The following is a 17,136-nucleotide window of genomic DNA, read 5'->3' on the forward strand; positions in this document are numbered from 1 at the left end:
GCTGTTTGATGTTGTTAGTTTGTTGGGGGCGATCGCGTTCCCTTTTGACAGAATAAGCGATCGCCTATTTGTTTTTATGAACTCACGGAAGCAGACCACCACTACTACCAATGCCCAGACGTTCCGCAACACCAGAAGTGAGTGGAAGTAAAGTAATCAACATCCAAAAGAGTGCCACCACACCCAAAGCTTCGCGATCGCCATCAAGTTCTGAAAGTTCATTCAGCATTGGACGTTCCAGATCTCTCAATAGAATCAAGACAATGCCACCCCAATAGAGCGCAAGTGGATTAATCACTGTGGCAATCACTAAGAAAATCAACGTCAATACCGTCGTCACGCTTGCCGTGCGTCGTCCATAAATTGATTGCACGATCCGACCGCCATCTAACTGACCTGCTGGCATCAAATTCAAGGCGGTGATAGCCGAGCCGAGCCAGCCGAGAACTACTAACGGGTGAATCGAAATAAAGCTATTGTGTAATGCCTCACCGAGGAAGAGTTTCGCCAAGGTTCCCGCCAGTACCGATGCTTGAAAAATTTGACTAGGAATATCAATACTGCCCATCCCGATCGCAGATAGGCGTAAACCAACTAGAAGCATGAGCAAAGATAGTAATCCACTTGCCAAAGCTGGAGCGATCGCAATATCAAACAGAGCCAGCCGATGAGGTAATGGCGAAGAAACCCGACTGAATGCACCGAAAGAACCTAATTGTGATGAAGGCAAGAGAAACGGCAAACTCATATTTACTTTGTACTTCTTTGCCATCAGACGCATAGCCAACTCACGCACACCTAAAATCGCCCCAATACCAAGAGCAAAGGGTAGTCCTACTAAATATTGTTGAGGTTCTTGGACTACAGGAATACCCGCAACTAACGCGCCCAAGTTTAAGGCTGTGTAGCCATTTGCGACAATCAACACCGCAATTAGTACTTTTTGAGGAATTGTATTGTTATCGACATTACTAACTCGGCTAGGTAGCACAATCACCACTGGTTTACGATCTTGACCTTCCACCAAAAATAGATTGTATTTATCGCTAAGGCGATCGCTGAGGGATTTAGTCAAGCGATCGTGAACGACATCAGGCTCACCACGCAAGTTACCTTTAAAAATCGCCCCTTCTTGATAGGGAATCGTTTCGGTGACGTAATAGGTTTCAATCCCAAAGATTCCTTGTATCAGCTTCATATCTTCCGCAGGAAGTGCCCTAAACATTTTTAGTTGCGTCTTGCCCTGTGACATAGCCACGGCAATCGGACTGTTAACTGGCGGTTTATTGGTTGAATTATCGGGAGAATTAGGAAGATCACTAGCAGTTGCATCAAGATCTTTTTTGAGTTTTTGCTCGATCGCCGATCTTTCCTCTGTGGCGGCTTTGCGTAATTGGTTGCTAATCGCCACATAGGCGATCGTAGAACTAAGCAATAAGAATAATAGCGTTGTAAAATTTATAAAAACACCCGACACAAACAAGCCAAAATAAACAAGCCAAGGTGACATAAGCGCCACAAATTGAAGCCAAGACAGTAACCCAAGCTTGCCAAACTTGCGGGAACGAAAATATCCCCAACCTAGCAAAGCGAGGGTGAGTATAAATACGGTGATCGGAAGAAGTGGAGTTGATATCATAAAAATAAATTACAGGAAATCCTAGGAATTCTCGACGACAAGCCATAATTCCCTACAATTTCTTAGTAGTTTGGCGGTGTTTTGTATATCCACTTTAGCGATAAACCGTAATCTCATGTTCAGAAAGTTTTATAAAGAATCAGGACTTACTCAGTAGCCCTGCACTCAAGTGCGGACTAAAAGCTCAAACCCGTTGAAACGGTTTGCTTGAAAGTATTCTGTAGCCCACTTCAGTGGACTTGAGCCTTTAGCCAATAACTTGAGTTCTTGGCTTGTTTGGGTGTACTTTTATAAATTTTCTGGTTTTTCTAGCAGCACGAAGTACTGTAATATATGATCATATCCAATCAACGGTAAACACATAGATTAACTGTGGATTTGAAAAAACTTTTATGAGTAGCTAAGCTCAAGTAAATATAAAACCCTAAAACCAGAGCTGCCTGCGCAGCGGGCAACTCTGGTTTTGGCTCTGGGTTTTTAACTCTTAAAAGTATTTGTAAAGGCGATCGCGTCGGTCATATCAAGACAATTTGAGGTAAGTGCAACGTGGGCATTGTTGTAGAAAATGTAGTTAAGCAATTTGGCGATTTTTTAGCCCTAGATAATATCAATCTTGAGGTCAAAACTGGCTCATTGGTGGCGTTATTAGGCCCTTCAGGTTCTGGTAAGTCCACCCTATTAAGATTGATCGCAGGTCTAGAAACTCCCGATCGCGGCAAAATTTTTCTGACTGGTAAAGATGCCACCGATCAAGATGTACGCGATCGCAATATTGGCTTTGTGTTTCAGCACTACGCTCTCTTCAAGCACATGACCATTCGCAAAAATATTGCTTTTGGTCTAGAAATCCGCAAAGAACCGAAAGCAAAAATTGCCGATCGCGTCGAAGAATTGCTAGAACTAATCCAACTTAAAGGTTTGGGCAACCGCTACCCATCACAACTATCTGGCGGACAACGCCAACGAGTTGCCCTCGCGCGCGCCCTCGCTGTCCAGCCCAGTGTATTGCTTCTCGACGAACCCTTTGGAGCGCTAGACGCAAAAGTCCGTAAAGAATTGCGGGCATGGTTACGCCGACTTCATGATGAAGTACATGTCACTAGTGTGTTTGTCACCCACGACCAAGAAGAAGCGATGGAAGTGTCTGATGTGATCGTGGTGATGAATAAAGGCAAGATCGAGCAAATTGGCACTCCTGCCGAAGTTTACGATAATCCTGCGACTCCCTTTGTGATGAGTTTTATTGGCCCTGTGAATGTACTTCCCGCCAATCGCGATCGCATTAGTGAATTCTCTAAAATCCATAGTGCTAGTGAAGATGTGTATATTCGTCCTCGCGATATTTTGATTGAGACAGAGGCAACTAGCACATCGGTATCAGCACGCATCACAAGGCTAATTCATCTTGGTTGGGAAGTTCAAGCTGAATTGATGCTAGGTGATGGACAGGTTTTGACGGCTCACCTTACTCGTGAACGTTTTGATGAGTTGAAGTTACAACCACAACAATATGTCCATATCGAGCCAAAGGATGCCAAGTCGTTTCCTTTAGACTATTCAATCTAACGATCTCCTTCAATTAGCGATTTTCAAATGAGTATGCACTCATTTGAAAACAAAAAATAAATCCCAGTAAGAGTTTTGTTTTTGAGTTTTCATTTTGTCTACGTCAAAATGAAAACCGCTATAGCGATCGCCGAAATCTTGCTTTTACTAGCCAGATTAAGATTTTGGCGATCTCTTTGGCTTTGAAATCTTGGGAGTTTGAGACTGTTTTACGGAATTTTTTTGTAGCTTCTGGACTTGTTTTAGGGTTAGTCCTGTAAATTGGGCGACTAAGTCTAGGGAAATGTTGGAGCGCAACATATTTAGAGCGATCTGGTTTCTTTCTTTAGTTTTGCCTTTGGCTTCGCCTTCAGCTATTCCTTCAGCTATTCCTTCAGCCTTGCCTTCAGCCTTGCCTTCAGCCTTGCCTTCTCGCAGTATTTCTTGATAAATCACTGATTCTTTCATGATTTCGCTCCTTAGTAATCTTTGGATGATTTCTTTATTCAGGGCTATACCCGATATTATAGCTGTCGATGCAGCTACGTTACTTTTTACCTGTTTATCTTCGATATTTTCAATTTGATTAGCAACTTGTCTTAAGGTTTCTGCGGGATCATTAGTTTGAGATAGGGTTGCGAAGGGGAAGAGTCCTTGATATTTCTGAAATATTGTGGTGGGTTGTTCCCATAGTCTGATGACGTTAAATTCATGGTTGAGCGTGCCAATATTGAATTTGGTTTCATGGACTAAGGATGATTGGCTGGGGGTGAGATAGATGACAACTTGATGGATTTGTTTATCGGGAAATTTACGATATAGCCGCAGTCGATAATCAGCCATGCGGAATGGGATGTTTTTATTTGGCTCGGTCTGAAATTCAATGTGTAGGATGATTTCTGATGATTCGAGAAATATCACGGAGTCAGCGCGAATTGGCTCGACTGACAGTTCAGAAGGTTCGAGTTTGGTTAGGGTAATGGCTTCGCCTAGTAAGCAACTGGCGAAGTCTGCGGAAAAACTCTCTGCTAAAAATTTACAGATGTTATCGATCATTGCGGAATTTTATCATCTCAAGAGCATTTGAGAATGACTCAATCCATAGATCAAATGTGCGATCGCTAGTTCAAGAGAAGCGATCGCATATTTGGATGGAGATCTCTAGAATAATGGGATTAGATTCCAAGTAGATTTATTTGGTGCATTTCATGAACGCATCCTAATCGACTATAGTAAAACCTTGCTTTTTGTTATTCTTCTTGCTAGTCTTAAAAAGACTGATCGGTCTTTAATGTAAATGTCAAAAGCTCAAGAAACTAAAACACGTATTATCGAGCAAGCGGCGACTCTGTTTAATCAGCAAGGATATGCAGGAACTTCCGTTTCAGATTTGATGCGTGCTACAGGATTACAGAAAGGAGGCATCTACAACCACTTCCATAGCAAAGACGAATTAGCCTTAGAAGCATTTGACTTTGCCGTGAATTGTGTGCAACAGAAATTCATGGGTGCTTTGAAAGGAAAACGTCATGCAGTAGATAGGCTGCTTGCCATCCTTAGCGTTTACGAAGACATCCTCGATAATCCACCAATAGAAGGCGGTTGTCCAATTCTAAATACATCCGTGGAGAGTGATGATTTTCATCCAGCTTTACGGAAGCGATCGCAACTAGCAATGGATGCTTGGCGTGATTTGATTCGGCGGATTGTTGACAAAGGCATAATGCGTGGTGAATTTCAGGCAACGGTTGATGCAGATACTGTTGCCACAATTTTGATTGCGACCATTGAGGGGTCGGTAATGCTTAGCAAACTATATGGCGATGCTTCCCATATGGAACGCGGAATAAAACATCTCAAGCTTTATATTCAACAGCAGCTATAGCGATTTGTGAGAGTGCGCTCCTTCGGGGTGCACTCTCACAGATTACTTTGGATTACTATCAAAACAATGATATAGTTTTTTTAAGCAAGAAAAGACCGATCGGTCTTTTCTTGCTTAAACTCATTTAATCCAAAATATCCATGCTGAAACTATACTACGCCCGTCCTTCAGCTTATGCTCGCCCTGTATGGCTAGCGCTACTAGAAAAGCAACTGACCTTTGAGTTGATTCCAGTGGATTTAAGTGGCAAACAATTCGAGCCTGAGTTCCTTTCTCTGAATCCTTTTAGCCATGTCCCAGTATTAGTAGATGGTGATTTTCGGGTAATTGAATCCTTAGCGATTTTGGATTATCTGGAAGCCAAGTATCCCACTCCATCACTACTTCCTACCGATGCGATCGCTCTGGCAAAGACGCGGATGGCACAACTGGTTGCGCTCAATGAGTTACTACCTGCGTTCATTAGGCTGATCATTAATGAAGATAGCCAAACCGAAAGATCAGCAGACTGGGAGTTTGCTCGGCTACGCGCAATCAATACCTTAGGCTTTTTAGAGAACTTATTGGGTGATTCCCTCTACTTTGCTGGAGAACAACTCACAATGGCAGAAATTGTGGCTGGAACATTTGTTTATAGAATGCCTTCTCTGGGAATTCCGTTAACCGATTATCCAAAATTGCAAATTTGGTCTGAGCGATTATTGTTGCGTCCCGCTTGGCAACAAATTGAGCTAAGTTTAGAGGAGTGGAGTAGTTTTAAACGCCATATAAAAGTAATTCCCAAAATCTGGGAGCGTCGCCGCCGTCAACGAATTAGTTCTCTATCTGAGCAAAGACTACAACCAATCTAATCATTCATCGCAATAGCCAATAATCCCTAAATCTGTACCGCTCGCTTAGCGGGCGGTACAGATTTAGATTCTGTTTTTTTAATTATGTCGAGGTACTTATGCAATACGTTTTAATCATTCATGAGGTTGAGGCTTATCCAGCTTGGAAAGCCATTTTTGACCAAGCCGCAGACATCAGAAAAACCGCTGGTGAAATCAGCTATCAGTTACTGCGTTACGACAATGACGCAAATAACATCGTCCATTTCTCAGAGTGGTCTTCGCTTGATCATGCTCGGCGCTTCTTTGAGTCCAGCGAGTTGGTGGAAATCAGAAAGAAAGCTGGCGTAAAAGCACCTAACTTTATCTACCTACATGAGATAGAACGCGGCGTGCTATAGCTTATAGCGATTGCCGCCCGAACGAACCATAATAAATTTTTGAAAGTATTGCGAAGCAACACTTTCAAAAATTTATTGGTTCGGGTTTGAGGACAAAGCGTTGTAATTTTACGGGCGATCGCTACCAGTCACAAAAAATTTGGTATAGACTAGTGACTAGATGTTATCAAGGAGCAAAAACTATGATTTTTAAAACTATTTCGCTAGTCGCAACTAGTCTCGTCTCAGCCACTATATTTGCAGCGGCTGGTGCGATCGCCCAAATTACGCCTGCGCCAACCCTATCCGAACAAACCTTACGTGAAGCTCAACAACAAGAAAGAAGCTCACTTAGTGTCGGTGGCAGCAATCTCAACTTATTGCAACTAATTAATAATATCAACCTCGCTGGCGGCAAGTCTCCAGACCAGTTTCGCGCTAGTCAAGCTGAATCCTTTGATGAGGCTGTGACCAATTTTAGATCTCAACAACGTAAAGACGTGAAAATTTCGATCCCCGCAGCAAATACTCCAGCCAATTAAAAAGCAAAAAAATAATGGCTACGCCATTATTTTTTTGCTTTTTAATTGGGTTTAATTCTCAACTCATAGTTGAAATAAAAAATAGCTAGCACTTAGTGCTAGCTATTTTTTATTTCAACGTCAAAAACTTTTCGAGCGCCGTGACCAAAGAGGGCGGCCAACGACGGATATTCTTTACCCAATTGATATCTCGATAGCGTGGATCGAGGTTTTCCACAGAGACCCAATTACTCTCCGCTTCACCTTGCTTCTTATCTACCCAAAGCGCCGCAGTCAAAGCAGCACGCACGTCCGTAAAATTCGGATATTTGCGTAATATATTTTTCATCGCCTTAATTGCTTCATCGCTTTTACCGATCTCGTACAGAGCGATCGCATTATTACCAAAGGCAGTACTAAAGCGCGAATTAACATTCATCGCAATTTGATAATCCGCGATCGCCTCTTCCCATTTGCCTAAGCCAGCTTTGGCATTACCACGATTGTTATAGGCTGCCGCATCTTTAGGATCAATTGCTAACACGCGATCATAATCCGCGATCGCCTCTTCCCATTTGCCCAAGCTTTCCAAAGCCGCACCGCGATTGAGATAAGGATCGGGGAAATTAGGCGCAAGTTCTACAGATTTGTTATAGTCTGCAAGCGCTTCTTGAGGACGATTTTGGCTCATTTTTGAGTTGCCGCGATTGCTCCAACCTGCGGCATTGTCAGGATAGAGCTTGATTAAATCTGTCCAATAGCCCTCTGCGGCTGGGAATTCACCTGCATCGGTGGCGGTAAAAGCTTTTTTGACCAAGGCATCCAGTTGATTTGATTCGGCTTCGGTAATGTTGAGTTGAGCTTGCACTGGTGCAGGATTCAAAAGTAAACATAAGGCAAGAAAAAGTGCAAATAGCGATCGCATGAGTATTGAATCCTTGCCAAAAGTGGAGATTATTTTTTGTCTTAATATATCAGGCTGAGAGATTAATTGTGTCTTGCTAATTAGGGACTTACGCAAAATAATCGATCCCAAAAATATATCGGCGGGCTACGCCCGTCGATATATTTTTGGGTTTTTAATTCCGCTGAGATACTTAAACTTTTGGGCACTTTCGGGAATTAGAAACAAACTATTTAAGACAAGCTTAGTTAAGCGTTAGCTTTAATCTTCAGATGACCTAAGAGGTTTTGTAAGAATGCATTGCTCGGAAATGAATTGGAGCTTCCTGATGAGCCTGACATTGACATTTCAAGATCTTGTTTCTGTGATGGCATCTCTGCTGCGACAAAGGGAACTTCTTCTACTAGTCCCATAGTCATTAGTCGAAAAGCAACTTGTTGGATCTTGTCAAGCGGCAATTTTAAGTGCTTAGCAATATTCTGAATTGAGACATCTCCTTTAGTAAACTCCCACACCTGCGATTCTAGTTGGTTCAATCGAAATTGGGGCTTACCAGTGATTGCACTGACAATACCTGAAGACGCTTCTGGAAGCTTATCTAAAAGCATAGTCCAGTCTTTTAAAGCTCGTAAACCAGCTAAGGTCACTTCACTAGGTGGAGCCTTTAAACCCGTCAATTCCGTAATAGGCGCTACTACTTTAGCGTCAAACTGAAACTGTCCATCTAGCAACTCAAATAGTTTGCAAACCTGTTGCAATACCTGCTGACTAAACAACATTTTCAGTTGTTCAGCTTCTAGTAAACCCTGTTCTTTTAGACATAGTCCTGCGGGTTGATCGATGGCGCATACTTCTGTAATACGAGATGCAACTCTAGTACTCACCCATCCCCGTTGCTGAATCATCGACAACAACCCATGTCCATCAAGCCTATCTGCCGCTGCAATAATACTTCCTTGTTTAAACCAAATGCGAAATATCTTTCCTGGATACAATGGGTTTTGAGAGCGCTCTTGAATACTTAAACGCCCTGTCTTATTTCCCTGTTCAATTAAACGAAAGATCTCTGGAAGAGAGAATTCGGATAGATATCCTGAAATAGCCATGACTTAACTCCTTTGATTATGCAAAAAATCAGAACAAAAGAAACAGAATGAAATAGAGTGAAAGACCTAGGACTGCTTAGACCAAACAAACTTGCATGGAATGCTGAATCAGGGTAACAATGGCTTGAGCCACTGATGACTGTTCATTAGCATTAACAGTTATGAACGGAGGTCGGGTTTTAGGGTCGATATACCCTAATGCGATCGCAATGTTTTCTGATTGCCAAGCATTGGGGCAGTCCGTATGAGTTAGCCCAACAACCATCGGTAACTTTTGCCGTTGATTCATAAAGCTAGCAATTCGACGAGCATATCGAAACTCGGCTGGACGATGCGCTGCAACAAGCAAGACGTAAGCATGGGCTTGCTTAATCAAAATATCCCACATGAAGTCAAATCGAGATTGTCCAGGAGTCCCATACAGATGTAGAGCCATTTCTGGACCAAACTGCAAGCGCCCGAAGTCAAAGGCAACTGTGGTTTTGGGTTTCAGATCTGCGGTTTCGTCAGTCGCTTGACGGTCAGTATCAACAACTTCAATTTCGCTAACAGATCTGATAAAGGTAGACTTGCCAGCCCCTACTGGGCCAGTCACAACCAAACGCATGATTTCCATATAATGTCTCAGTGAATGATTAAAAAGGCAATGCAGATTAATTAAGAGGTAGGATGCTTAACTTATATCTGCATTACCACCATCATTTACTTAGCATTGATTGAGCCTTTACTTTAGAATCTGTTTGATTTCTAAAACAATCCGCTTAATTTCCAACATCAAAATCCCCTGTTTTGCCTTTTGATCAGCCAATACTAGAAGTACAGCATCATCGCCACAGCTTGTCAGAATACCGTAACCTTTGTCGCCTTCAACGAAAATGCGCTCAATACCACCTCTGGCAAGTTCTTGTCCAATTCGTTCGCCAAGAGAAAGCATGGCAGCAGACATTGCCGATACTCTTTCTTCATCCATTGCACCTGGCAAGGTCGAAGCCAAGGGTAAACCATCTGGAGTGACAAGTGCTGCACCCTGAACATCGCTGGTTGCGGATACAAAATTTTGTAGAACAAGACTAAGTTTTTCAGTGTTAATTGCCACTATGAAATTCTCCTAATAAATACAAACGTTACACAAAATAATAAAACCTATGAAGTCTTAAGCGAGGACTTCAAACTCAACAACATCATGGGAACCGCCACGTAGAACTGATTCTGTTTGCTTACCACGAAAACGCTTACCCGTGGCTTTTTCCAGCACTCCTTGAATGGCTCCCAAAGTGAATGTTAGTTTACGAGGAGAGCCTTGGACTTCGCCAGCAGAGCAAATTGTTTCGCGAGCGTAAACTGTGATCGTTTCTCCTGCTTCGACAATTTTGTCGATAATGCAAAGTCTTGTGCCATCTTTACCCAATGCTGCCTGAAGCTGCGGAACGACCTCTGCGCCAGAAACTCCTTTTCCTGTAAGCCCAAGCTGTTCGGCTACTTGCTTACCACGGTTACGACCAGCAGAGATCAAGGCAATCGCTGCGGCTTTTTCCCCTAGAGCTTCTTCAGTACCCACAACTACTGCTTTGAAGCAAATAATACTGCTGAAATCACCAAGCTCATTACGCACTTGTTCTGCATTATTAGACATAGTAAAACCTTAAAAGATAGACATTAAACATTGCTTATGAAATACCTTCTTTTTGAAGGCATCCAAAATCACATCCATACTGACTGACTGCCGCTAGAATCAAAATTCATCGCGATTAAACTTATTACCTATATGGAGTTTAACTCCATCCCTTGCTTGACAGGATTTATTAACAGTCCTTTCTTGATCAATCTAAATATAGAGGCTATAGCTAGCTATAAGGTCAAGGGGGACAAAAAAAAGTTGCTATTGTAAAAACTTATCAATCATTTTGAGAAGCTTTTACCAATTCCTATAGATACTCCCTTCCCAGCGAAGAATTAGCATTGCGGAGCTTTACGCCGCAATGCTAATTCTTGGTTTTTGATGTCTATTTCTTTGGTGCGAAGGGAGTACTTAACAATTTCTGATTCTGAGCTTGCCGCTGAGCCTGATAATTGATTCAACGTTTATTTCAAAATCTGCTTGATTTCTGAAACAATCCGCTTAATTTCCAACATCAAAATCCCCTGCTTTGCCTTTTGATCAGCCAATACCAGAAGTACGGCATCATCACCACAGCTTGTCAGAATACCGTAACCTTTGTCGCCTTCAACGAAAATACGCTCAATACCACCTCTGGCAAGTTCTTGTCCGATTCTTTCACCGAGAGACAGCATAGCAGCAGACATTGCCGATACTCTTTCTTCATCCATTGCACCTGGTAAGGTCGAAGCCAAGGGTAAACCATCTGGAGTAACGAGAGCCGCACCCTGAACATCGCTAGTTGCGGATACAAAATTTTGTAGAACGAGACTAAGTTTTTCAGTGTTAATTGCCACTATGAAATTCTCCTAATAAGTACAAATGATACACAAAACAATTAAACCGATGAAGTCTTAGGCGAGGACTTCAAACTCAATAACGTCATGAGAACCGCCTCGCAGAACTGATTCTGTCTGCTTGCCACGAAGACGTTTGCCAGTGACTTTTTCTAGTACCCCTTGTACTGCTCCCAGAGTAAATGTTAGTTTGCGAGGAGATCCTTGAGGCTCACCAGCAGAGCAAACTGTTTCACTACAGTAAGCTGAGATCGTTTCTCCCGATTCGACAATTTTGTCGATAATGCAAAGCTTTGTGCCATCTTTGCCCAATGCTGCCTGAAGAATTGGAACAATTTCCGCGTTAGCAAGACCTTTTCCCTCAAGACCAAGCTGTTCAGCTACTTGCTTACCACGGTTACGACCAGCAGAAATTAGAGCGATCGCGGCGGCTTTTTCCCCTAGTGCTTCTTCAGTACCCACAACTACTGCTTTGAAGCAAACTATACTACTGAAATCACCGAGTTCATTACGCATTTGTGAAGTATTAGACATAGTGAAACCTTAATATTTACATTGATGTGTAGGGCATACCTTCATATTGAAAGCATCAAAATTACGACTTTAGTGATGTCACTTGTACTCTATTCCCACCAGAAAAATATTCATCGGAAATGTTGATATACAGTGCCCATATCCCCTATATAGAGTTAGACTCTATCGCCTGCTTGATAAGACTAGCTAGTAGTTTTTTCTTGCGCCACTTACTCTAGTGGCTATAGCTAGCTACAGTGTCAATGGGGATAAAAAAAAGTTGCTATTATAAAAACTTATCAATCATTTTGATAGAGTCAAATCAATGCTTTTTCTATAGAACTATTGGAATAATCAGGTGCTGCGATAAAAAAAGTTTGCTTGTGTTGTAAGTACCTATGCAGAAAATTCCCCAAACCCATAAGATTGTGCCCCGCAGGGGCGCAATCTTATGGGTTTGGGTTTGAAATTAATTATGTCTATCTACTTTGCTAAGCAAGAAAGTTGTTTCCCTGTAAAATATCAGTTTTAGTAAAATCTGCCCCAGTCAAAATTGCCTCACCAAAATCCACACCTCGTAAATTTGCACCTGTAAAGTTCACACCCCCTAAATTTGCGGCGGTAAAATTTGCCCCTTCTAAATCTGCACCACTAAGATCAGCTCCGACTAATAATGCATCGGTAAAGTCAGCTTTTTGCAAGCAAGCTTCACTCATCATTGCACCAGCTAGATTCGCACCAACAAATTTTGTTTCTATCATTGATACCTCACATAAGTCTGACAACATCAATTTGGCATTAGTAAAATCTGCACCACTCAAATTTGCCCCATTGAGTTTTGCACTGATTAGATTTATTAGTCTAAAGTTCCGTCTCCCGACTGAATACATATATAAGACTTCTTGACTGCGATCTAAAAACATAGGGCGATCGCACTGAGTCTCTTCTAAATCTATTGAATTAGTAGATGTACTGATCAAATTGAGTAGATGGTTTTGCTCAAGTTCTAAATTGGTAGTATCACAATCAGGTAAAACTTCAGCAATTAGATCTAACCGTTGAGAAATATTTTGTCGTTGAGTCATTAATTCTTGAATTTGCAAATCCAGCTTATCCAGTTTCCGCTTCACCATGAGTTTGAAGGTTGCATAGGGTATGGTATGCAAAGCTTGTAGATCCATTAGTTGTTTGATCTCATCAAGAGAAAGTCCAAAAGCTTTGACCCCTTGAATAAATAAAAGGCGCTCCAACGCATCTGTAGAGTAAATTCGGTAGCCTTGCTCAGTTCGATGAGGTTTGCGCAATAATTCCAGACGTTCGTAATAGCGAATAGTTTGAACAGGAATTTCAACTAAATTACTGAGTTCACCGATTAACCAACCACGGGCACGTCCAACTGGATTACTTTCGATTGGTTCCATGACTTATAGAAACTATTTTAGGAACTAATGATATACATAAACATTTTACTACGATATCGCGATCGCTACTTTATACCAAAGCACAAAGTGGCGTAGCCACTTTGTGCTTTTAAAACCCTTACAGGGTTTGCTTTTTAATTCACAGAAGTGTTGTCACACTTTTGTGAATTGGTATTAGTGAAGAGATACAGCAGTTTTTAATCGAAGAACCCATAAGAAAAGCTTTAAAAGCATTGCTTTTAAAGCTTTTCTTGGTTTGGGGTTGAGCGCAAAGCACTGTCAAAGACCTATGCGATCGCCATTGTTTGAGGTGCTAATACCGAAATCACCGCATCAGCGTTTGCAGTCCAACCGATGATCCCGCCTTGAGCGCGAAGCATTTCAATCGTTGAAGATTTAAATTCTGGAAAATAGCTCGCAGTTCCATCTTCGATTAGTAAGCATTCATAACCGCGATCGTTGGCTTCACGCATTGTTGTTTGGACACATACTTCCGTAGTAACACCAGTAAAGAGAAGATGAGTAATCTGTTCTTTTTGCAAGATATCCTCTAAGCTTGTTCGACAAAATGCACCTTTCCCTGGTTTGACAATCACAATTTCATTATCTAGAGGCGTAAGCTCAGGAATAATATTATTGCCATCTTCCCCAACGATTAGGATTCGCCCCATTGTTCCTTGGTCACCAATTTTAGGATTGCCTTGACCTCGATTGAGCTTTGAGGGAGGACAGTCTGATAAGTCAGGAGAATGAGCCTCGATGGTGTGAATTACAGGCAAATCTAGCGATCGGAAAGTTTCTAATAGACTCTTAACTGTTGGCACGATGCTCTGTAATTGTGTGACATCATTACCTAGTGCATCACCAAAACCACCATGTTCTAGGAAATCACGTTGCATATCGATAATGACTAGAGCTATTTTGCTCTCAGTTGGCAATTCATAATCATAAGGTTGAGCCGCGATCGCAGGCATAAGTTTCTCCTCAATAATTGAGTATATGGTTTTGCAGTTTTCATTTTGCCGTAGGCAAAATGAAAACTGCTTATTCGTTAATAATTACAGGTTTTTCCCAGACAATGAGAACCACGCATCCTTCTTCACTAGAGACTTGATGACTAGTATCAGGAGGGTTAATGACTACAGAGCCTTTGGCATATTTGCCATCAGCATCGGTCTGTGAACCCGACAAGACGAATATATGTTCGTACCCTGAATGGGAATGATGGGGAACCTTCGCTCCTGCTTCATAGCGCAGCAGTGCTGCACTTGCTCCCAAATCATTCTTGTATAAAGGATAGATTTCGACTCCTTGGCGAAATGGCTCCCAAGGTAGATCATCATAGCTAGAGCGAGTGAGCAATTCAGGAAAGACCCGAACCTTTTGATTGATAATCATGTTTTTTTATATAAAGGTTTTGCATTTACTCATGGCAAATGCAAAACCTCAAAATCCTAACTTAATGTCCTGCCATTTTCTGTCCGATCTCAGCGAGATTAGCTTCAGTACTGGCACTTTCGTAAACGAATTTACCATCACTTATCACTAGAATGCGATCGCTTAAAGTCAAAATCTCATCAAGATCTTCGCTGACTAAGAGTACAGCCACGCCGCGATTTCGAGCTTCCACAATTTGATTGTGAATATACTCAACCGCTGCGAAGTCTAGACCAAAGACAGGATTTGCCACAATCAATAATTTGATTTTCTCTGCGGAAAGCTCTCTCGCAAGAACTGTACGCTGCACATTACCACCTGAGAGATTACCGACAGGGGTTTCAGGTGATGGCGTTTTGATCGAGAATACCTTAATCAAATTCTTGGCAGTTTCACGAATTGCCTTGAATAGCAGTAAAATCCCACCTTTAGCTTGTGGATCTCGATCAAAGGTTCTTAAAGCCAGATTCTCAGCGACACTCATATACGGCACACAGGCATTCCGCAGAGGTTCTTCGGGCAGTGAGAATACTTGATGGCTATACATTTCCTTGCGCGTTGCATAGTAGCGATCGCCATTGACAAAAACTTCGCCAGATGTGGGGATGCGCTGCCCAGAGAGAACTTCCACTAGCTCTTTCTGTCCATTACCTGACACGCCAGCGATACCAACGATTTCACCGCTTTTGATTTTTAAATCAACGCCAGCAACTGCTTCTAAACCATTATCGCGATCGGCATGAACATTCCGCACTTCGAGAACTAGATTATCTGTCGCAACTTCTGTTTTGATAACTTGACGGGCTTCTTTTGCTTCACCAAGCATCATTGCCGCCATATCCGAGACTGATAGATCTTTAGTAGAACCTGTCCCTACATATTTGCCTTTACGCAGCACCGTGACATCATCGGCAAAGGCAGTAATCTCACGGAACTTGTGACTGATCATCAAGACGCTCAAGCGTCCTGCGGTAACTTCCTCGCGCAAAAGCCCTAACACTTCATCGGCTTCTTGAGGAGTCAAAACTGATGTTGGTTCATCGAGAATGAGAATGCGACTTTTGAGATAAAGTTGTTTGAGAATTTCTAACTTCTGCTTTTGTCCAGCAGCCAACTGCGAGATTGGCGTATTGAGATCAATTTTAAAAGGAGCCGATGCCATGAATGCTTCTAGCTTTTCTAATTCATCCTTCCAATTAATGATCGTCGGTGTGTCAGGACGCACTAACAAGAGATTCTCGGCAACCGTCATCGCAGGCACAACCGTGAAATGCTGATAAACCATGCCAATGCCATAGTTATAGGCATCACGCGGACTGCTGATATCGCGGGATTGTTTGTTAATCAAAATATCGCCATGACTCGCAGCATGGAAACCCATAATGCATTTGACCAACGTGCTTTTACCTGCACCATTTTCACCGAGTAGTGCATGAAAAGTCCCAGGAGCAAGCTTGAGCGAGACATTATCAACGGCGACGAACGAGCCAAACTTCTTAGAGATATTTACTAGCTCTAATTCAGGAGGTAGGTGCGATCGCAAGGTATCAGCGGAAACACTAGATGGAATAGTCAAGGATGGTATCGACTCTTTCATAGATTCTTCTTCGACCAGATTAGCAGCAAGATTGCTTTCAAGATCGTCAGGCATCGGTTTTTCCATAGCAACGTACTACTTAAAGCATTTTGATAATTTAACTAGAAATTTTGCGCGATCGCTGTAGTCAATGTTTCAGAATCACTGACTGCACCAAATACGCCGCCTTGCATTTCGATCATTTTCAGCGCCGCAAGATGATTGCCATAGTCAGTTGCACCTGTGCAGTCAGACAGCATCAGACATTCATAGCCACGATCATTAGCATCACGCATGGTCGTGTGGACGCAGACATCGGTGGTAATGCCCGACAAGATAATATTTTGAATGCCATTACGTTTTAAAAGTAGGTCGAGATCGGTGGCATAGAATGAGCCTTTTCCAGGTTTGTCGATAATTGGTTCACCTGCGATCGGGTAAAGCTCTGGAATGATATCCCAACCTTTTTCACCACGGACTAAGATTTTGCCACAGGGCCCTTCATCACCAATGCCTGCACCAATTCTTTGCGATCGCCAGCGCTTGTTTTCAGGTAAATCTGATAAGTCGGGGCGATGTCCTTCGCGGGTGTGAATAATCAGAAAGCCTTTTTCGCGAAACAGGGTTAAAACTTTTTTAATTGGCTCAATCGGAGCGCGGGTGAGTGAGAGGTCATAGCCCATTTTGTCTACATAGCCACCGACTCCACAAAAGTCTGTCTGCATATCGATGATGATCAGAGCAGTATTGTCTGGTCTGAGGTCACCGTTGTAGGGGTAAGGATAGGGGGTAGAGTTAATATGCATAAGCGATTTTTTTTAGATTAATACAAACTTGCGTTGTAGATTTGTATTAATTGTTGAGGATCTGGTTAGCCCAGACTGTTACTCAGAAACTTATAGCGATCGCAGCTTTAATCTGCTAA

20 protein-coding genes are annotated in these 17,136 nt (G+C 42.3%); 5 read left to right on the forward strand and 15 right to left on the reverse strand.

What is annotated here, in order from left to right; all coding sequences use genetic code 11:
• Positions 1-82 precede the first annotated feature (82 nt).
• Complete coding sequence (locus CQ839_RS18005) at positions 83-1,639, reverse strand: site-2 protease family protein (RefSeq protein ID WP_103669677.1); 1,557 nt, start codon at positions 1,637-1,639, stop codon at positions 83-85.
• A gap of 546 nt (positions 1,640-2,185) precedes the next feature.
• On the opposite strand from CQ839_RS18005, the gene CQ839_RS18010 reads away from it, so the two are divergent.
• Complete coding sequence (locus CQ839_RS18010; RefSeq protein WP_103669678.1) at positions 2,186-3,205, forward strand: sulfate/molybdate ABC transporter ATP-binding protein; 1,020 nt, start codon at positions 2,186-2,188, stop codon at positions 3,203-3,205.
• A gap of 156 nt (positions 3,206-3,361) precedes the next feature.
• On the opposite strand, the gene CQ839_RS18015 is transcribed toward CQ839_RS18010, so the two are convergent.
• A complete protein-coding gene (locus CQ839_RS18015) occupies positions 3,362-4,240 on the reverse strand; it encodes an Rpn family recombination-promoting nuclease/putative transposase (protein WP_103669679.1) in 879 nt (292 codons plus the stop codon).
• A gap of 241 nt (positions 4,241-4,481) precedes the next feature.
• On the opposite strand from CQ839_RS18015, the gene CQ839_RS18020 reads away from it, so the two are divergent.
• The 4 genes from CQ839_RS18020 to CQ839_RS18035 all read left to right on the forward strand — a co-directional run bounded on the left by CQ839_RS18020 (position 4,482) and on the right by CQ839_RS18035 (position 6,821).
• On the forward strand, positions 4,482-5,069 hold the full coding sequence (locus tag CQ839_RS18020; protein WP_103669680.1) for a TetR/AcrR family transcriptional regulator: 588 nt from the start codon (positions 4,482-4,484) through the stop codon (positions 5,067-5,069).
• Positions 5,070-5,209: 140 nt separating this feature from the next.
• Positions 5,210-5,920: a glutathione S-transferase family protein gene (locus tag CQ839_RS18025; RefSeq protein WP_103669681.1), complete on the forward strand. Its 711-nt coding sequence runs from the start codon at positions 5,210-5,212 to the stop codon at positions 5,918-5,920.
• Between the two features lie 98 nt (positions 5,921-6,018).
• A complete protein-coding gene (locus CQ839_RS18030) occupies positions 6,019-6,300 on the forward strand; it encodes an antibiotic biosynthesis monooxygenase (protein WP_103669682.1) in 282 nt (93 codons plus the stop codon).
• Positions 6,301-6,482: 182 nt separating this feature from the next.
• Positions 6,483-6,821, forward strand: a complete 339-nt coding sequence (locus CQ839_RS18035) for a hypothetical protein (RefSeq protein WP_103669683.1) — start codon at positions 6,483-6,485, stop codon at positions 6,819-6,821.
• Positions 6,822-6,930: 109 nt separating this feature from the next.
• On the opposite strand, the gene CQ839_RS18040 is transcribed toward CQ839_RS18035, so the two are convergent.
• The 13 genes from CQ839_RS18040 to CQ839_RS18095 all read right to left on the reverse strand — a co-directional run bounded on the left by CQ839_RS18040 (position 6,931) and on the right by CQ839_RS18095 (position 17,017).
• Entirely contained in the window at positions 6,931-7,725 is a 795-nt protein-coding gene (locus tag CQ839_RS18040; RefSeq protein WP_103669684.1) for a tetratricopeptide repeat protein, read from the reverse strand.
• Between the two features lie 227 nt (positions 7,726-7,952).
• Positions 7,953-8,810, reverse strand: coding sequence for a DUF4388 domain-containing protein (locus CQ839_RS18045; protein WP_103669685.1), 858 nt, complete (start codon positions 8,808-8,810; stop codon positions 7,953-7,955).
• A gap of 76 nt (positions 8,811-8,886) precedes the next feature.
• Positions 8,887-9,426 (reverse strand): ATP/GTP-binding protein, encoded by a 540-nt coding sequence (locus CQ839_RS18050; RefSeq protein WP_103669686.1) that lies wholly within the window; start codon positions 9,424-9,426, stop codon positions 8,887-8,889.
• Between the two features lie 108 nt (positions 9,427-9,534).
• Entirely contained in the window at positions 9,535-9,906 is a 372-nt protein-coding gene (locus CQ839_RS18055) for a roadblock/LC7 domain-containing protein (RefSeq protein WP_103669687.1), read from the reverse strand.
• Positions 9,907-9,963: 57 nt separating this feature from the next.
• Positions 9,964-10,443, reverse strand: a complete 480-nt coding sequence (locus tag CQ839_RS18060) for a hypothetical protein (protein WP_103669688.1) — start codon at positions 10,441-10,443, stop codon at positions 9,964-9,966.
• A gap of 320 nt (positions 10,444-10,763) precedes the next feature.
• Entirely contained in the window at positions 10,764-10,889 is a 126-nt protein-coding gene (locus CQ839_RS25770; protein ID WP_258040782.1) for a hypothetical protein, read from the reverse strand.
• 3 nt (positions 10,890-10,892) lie between these two features.
• Complete coding sequence (locus tag CQ839_RS18065) at positions 10,893-11,264, reverse strand: roadblock/LC7 domain-containing protein (protein ID WP_103669689.1); 372 nt, start codon at positions 11,262-11,264, stop codon at positions 10,893-10,895.
• A 57-nt stretch (positions 11,265-11,321) separates the two neighbouring features.
• Entirely contained in the window at positions 11,322-11,798 is a 477-nt protein-coding gene (locus CQ839_RS18070; RefSeq protein ID WP_219817808.1) for a hypothetical protein, read from the reverse strand.
• Positions 11,799-12,268: 470 nt separating this feature from the next.
• On the reverse strand, positions 12,269-13,198 hold the full coding sequence (locus tag CQ839_RS18075; RefSeq protein ID WP_103669690.1) for a pentapeptide repeat-containing protein: 930 nt from the start codon (positions 13,196-13,198) through the stop codon (positions 12,269-12,271).
• A gap of 287 nt (positions 13,199-13,485) precedes the next feature.
• Positions 13,486-14,172: a cysteine hydrolase family protein gene (locus CQ839_RS18080; protein WP_103669691.1), complete on the reverse strand. Its 687-nt coding sequence runs from the start codon at positions 14,170-14,172 to the stop codon at positions 13,486-13,488.
• Between the two features lie 70 nt (positions 14,173-14,242).
• Positions 14,243-14,596 (reverse strand): cupin domain-containing protein, encoded by a 354-nt coding sequence (locus CQ839_RS18085; RefSeq protein WP_103669692.1) that lies wholly within the window; start codon positions 14,594-14,596, stop codon positions 14,243-14,245.
• A gap of 61 nt (positions 14,597-14,657) precedes the next feature.
• Complete coding sequence (locus CQ839_RS18090; protein ID WP_219817813.1) at positions 14,658-16,232, reverse strand: ABC transporter ATP-binding protein; 1,575 nt, start codon at positions 16,230-16,232, stop codon at positions 14,658-14,660.
• Positions 16,233-16,333: 101 nt separating this feature from the next.
• Positions 16,334-17,017 (reverse strand): cysteine hydrolase family protein, encoded by a 684-nt coding sequence (locus tag CQ839_RS18095; protein WP_103669693.1) that lies wholly within the window; start codon positions 17,015-17,017, stop codon positions 16,334-16,336.
• Positions 17,018-17,136 lie beyond the last annotated feature (119 nt).

Origin of the sequence: Pseudanabaena sp. BC1403 (assembly GCF_002914585.1) — a bacterium.
GTDB lineage: Bacteria > Cyanobacteriota > Cyanobacteriia > Pseudanabaenales > Pseudanabaenaceae > Pseudanabaena.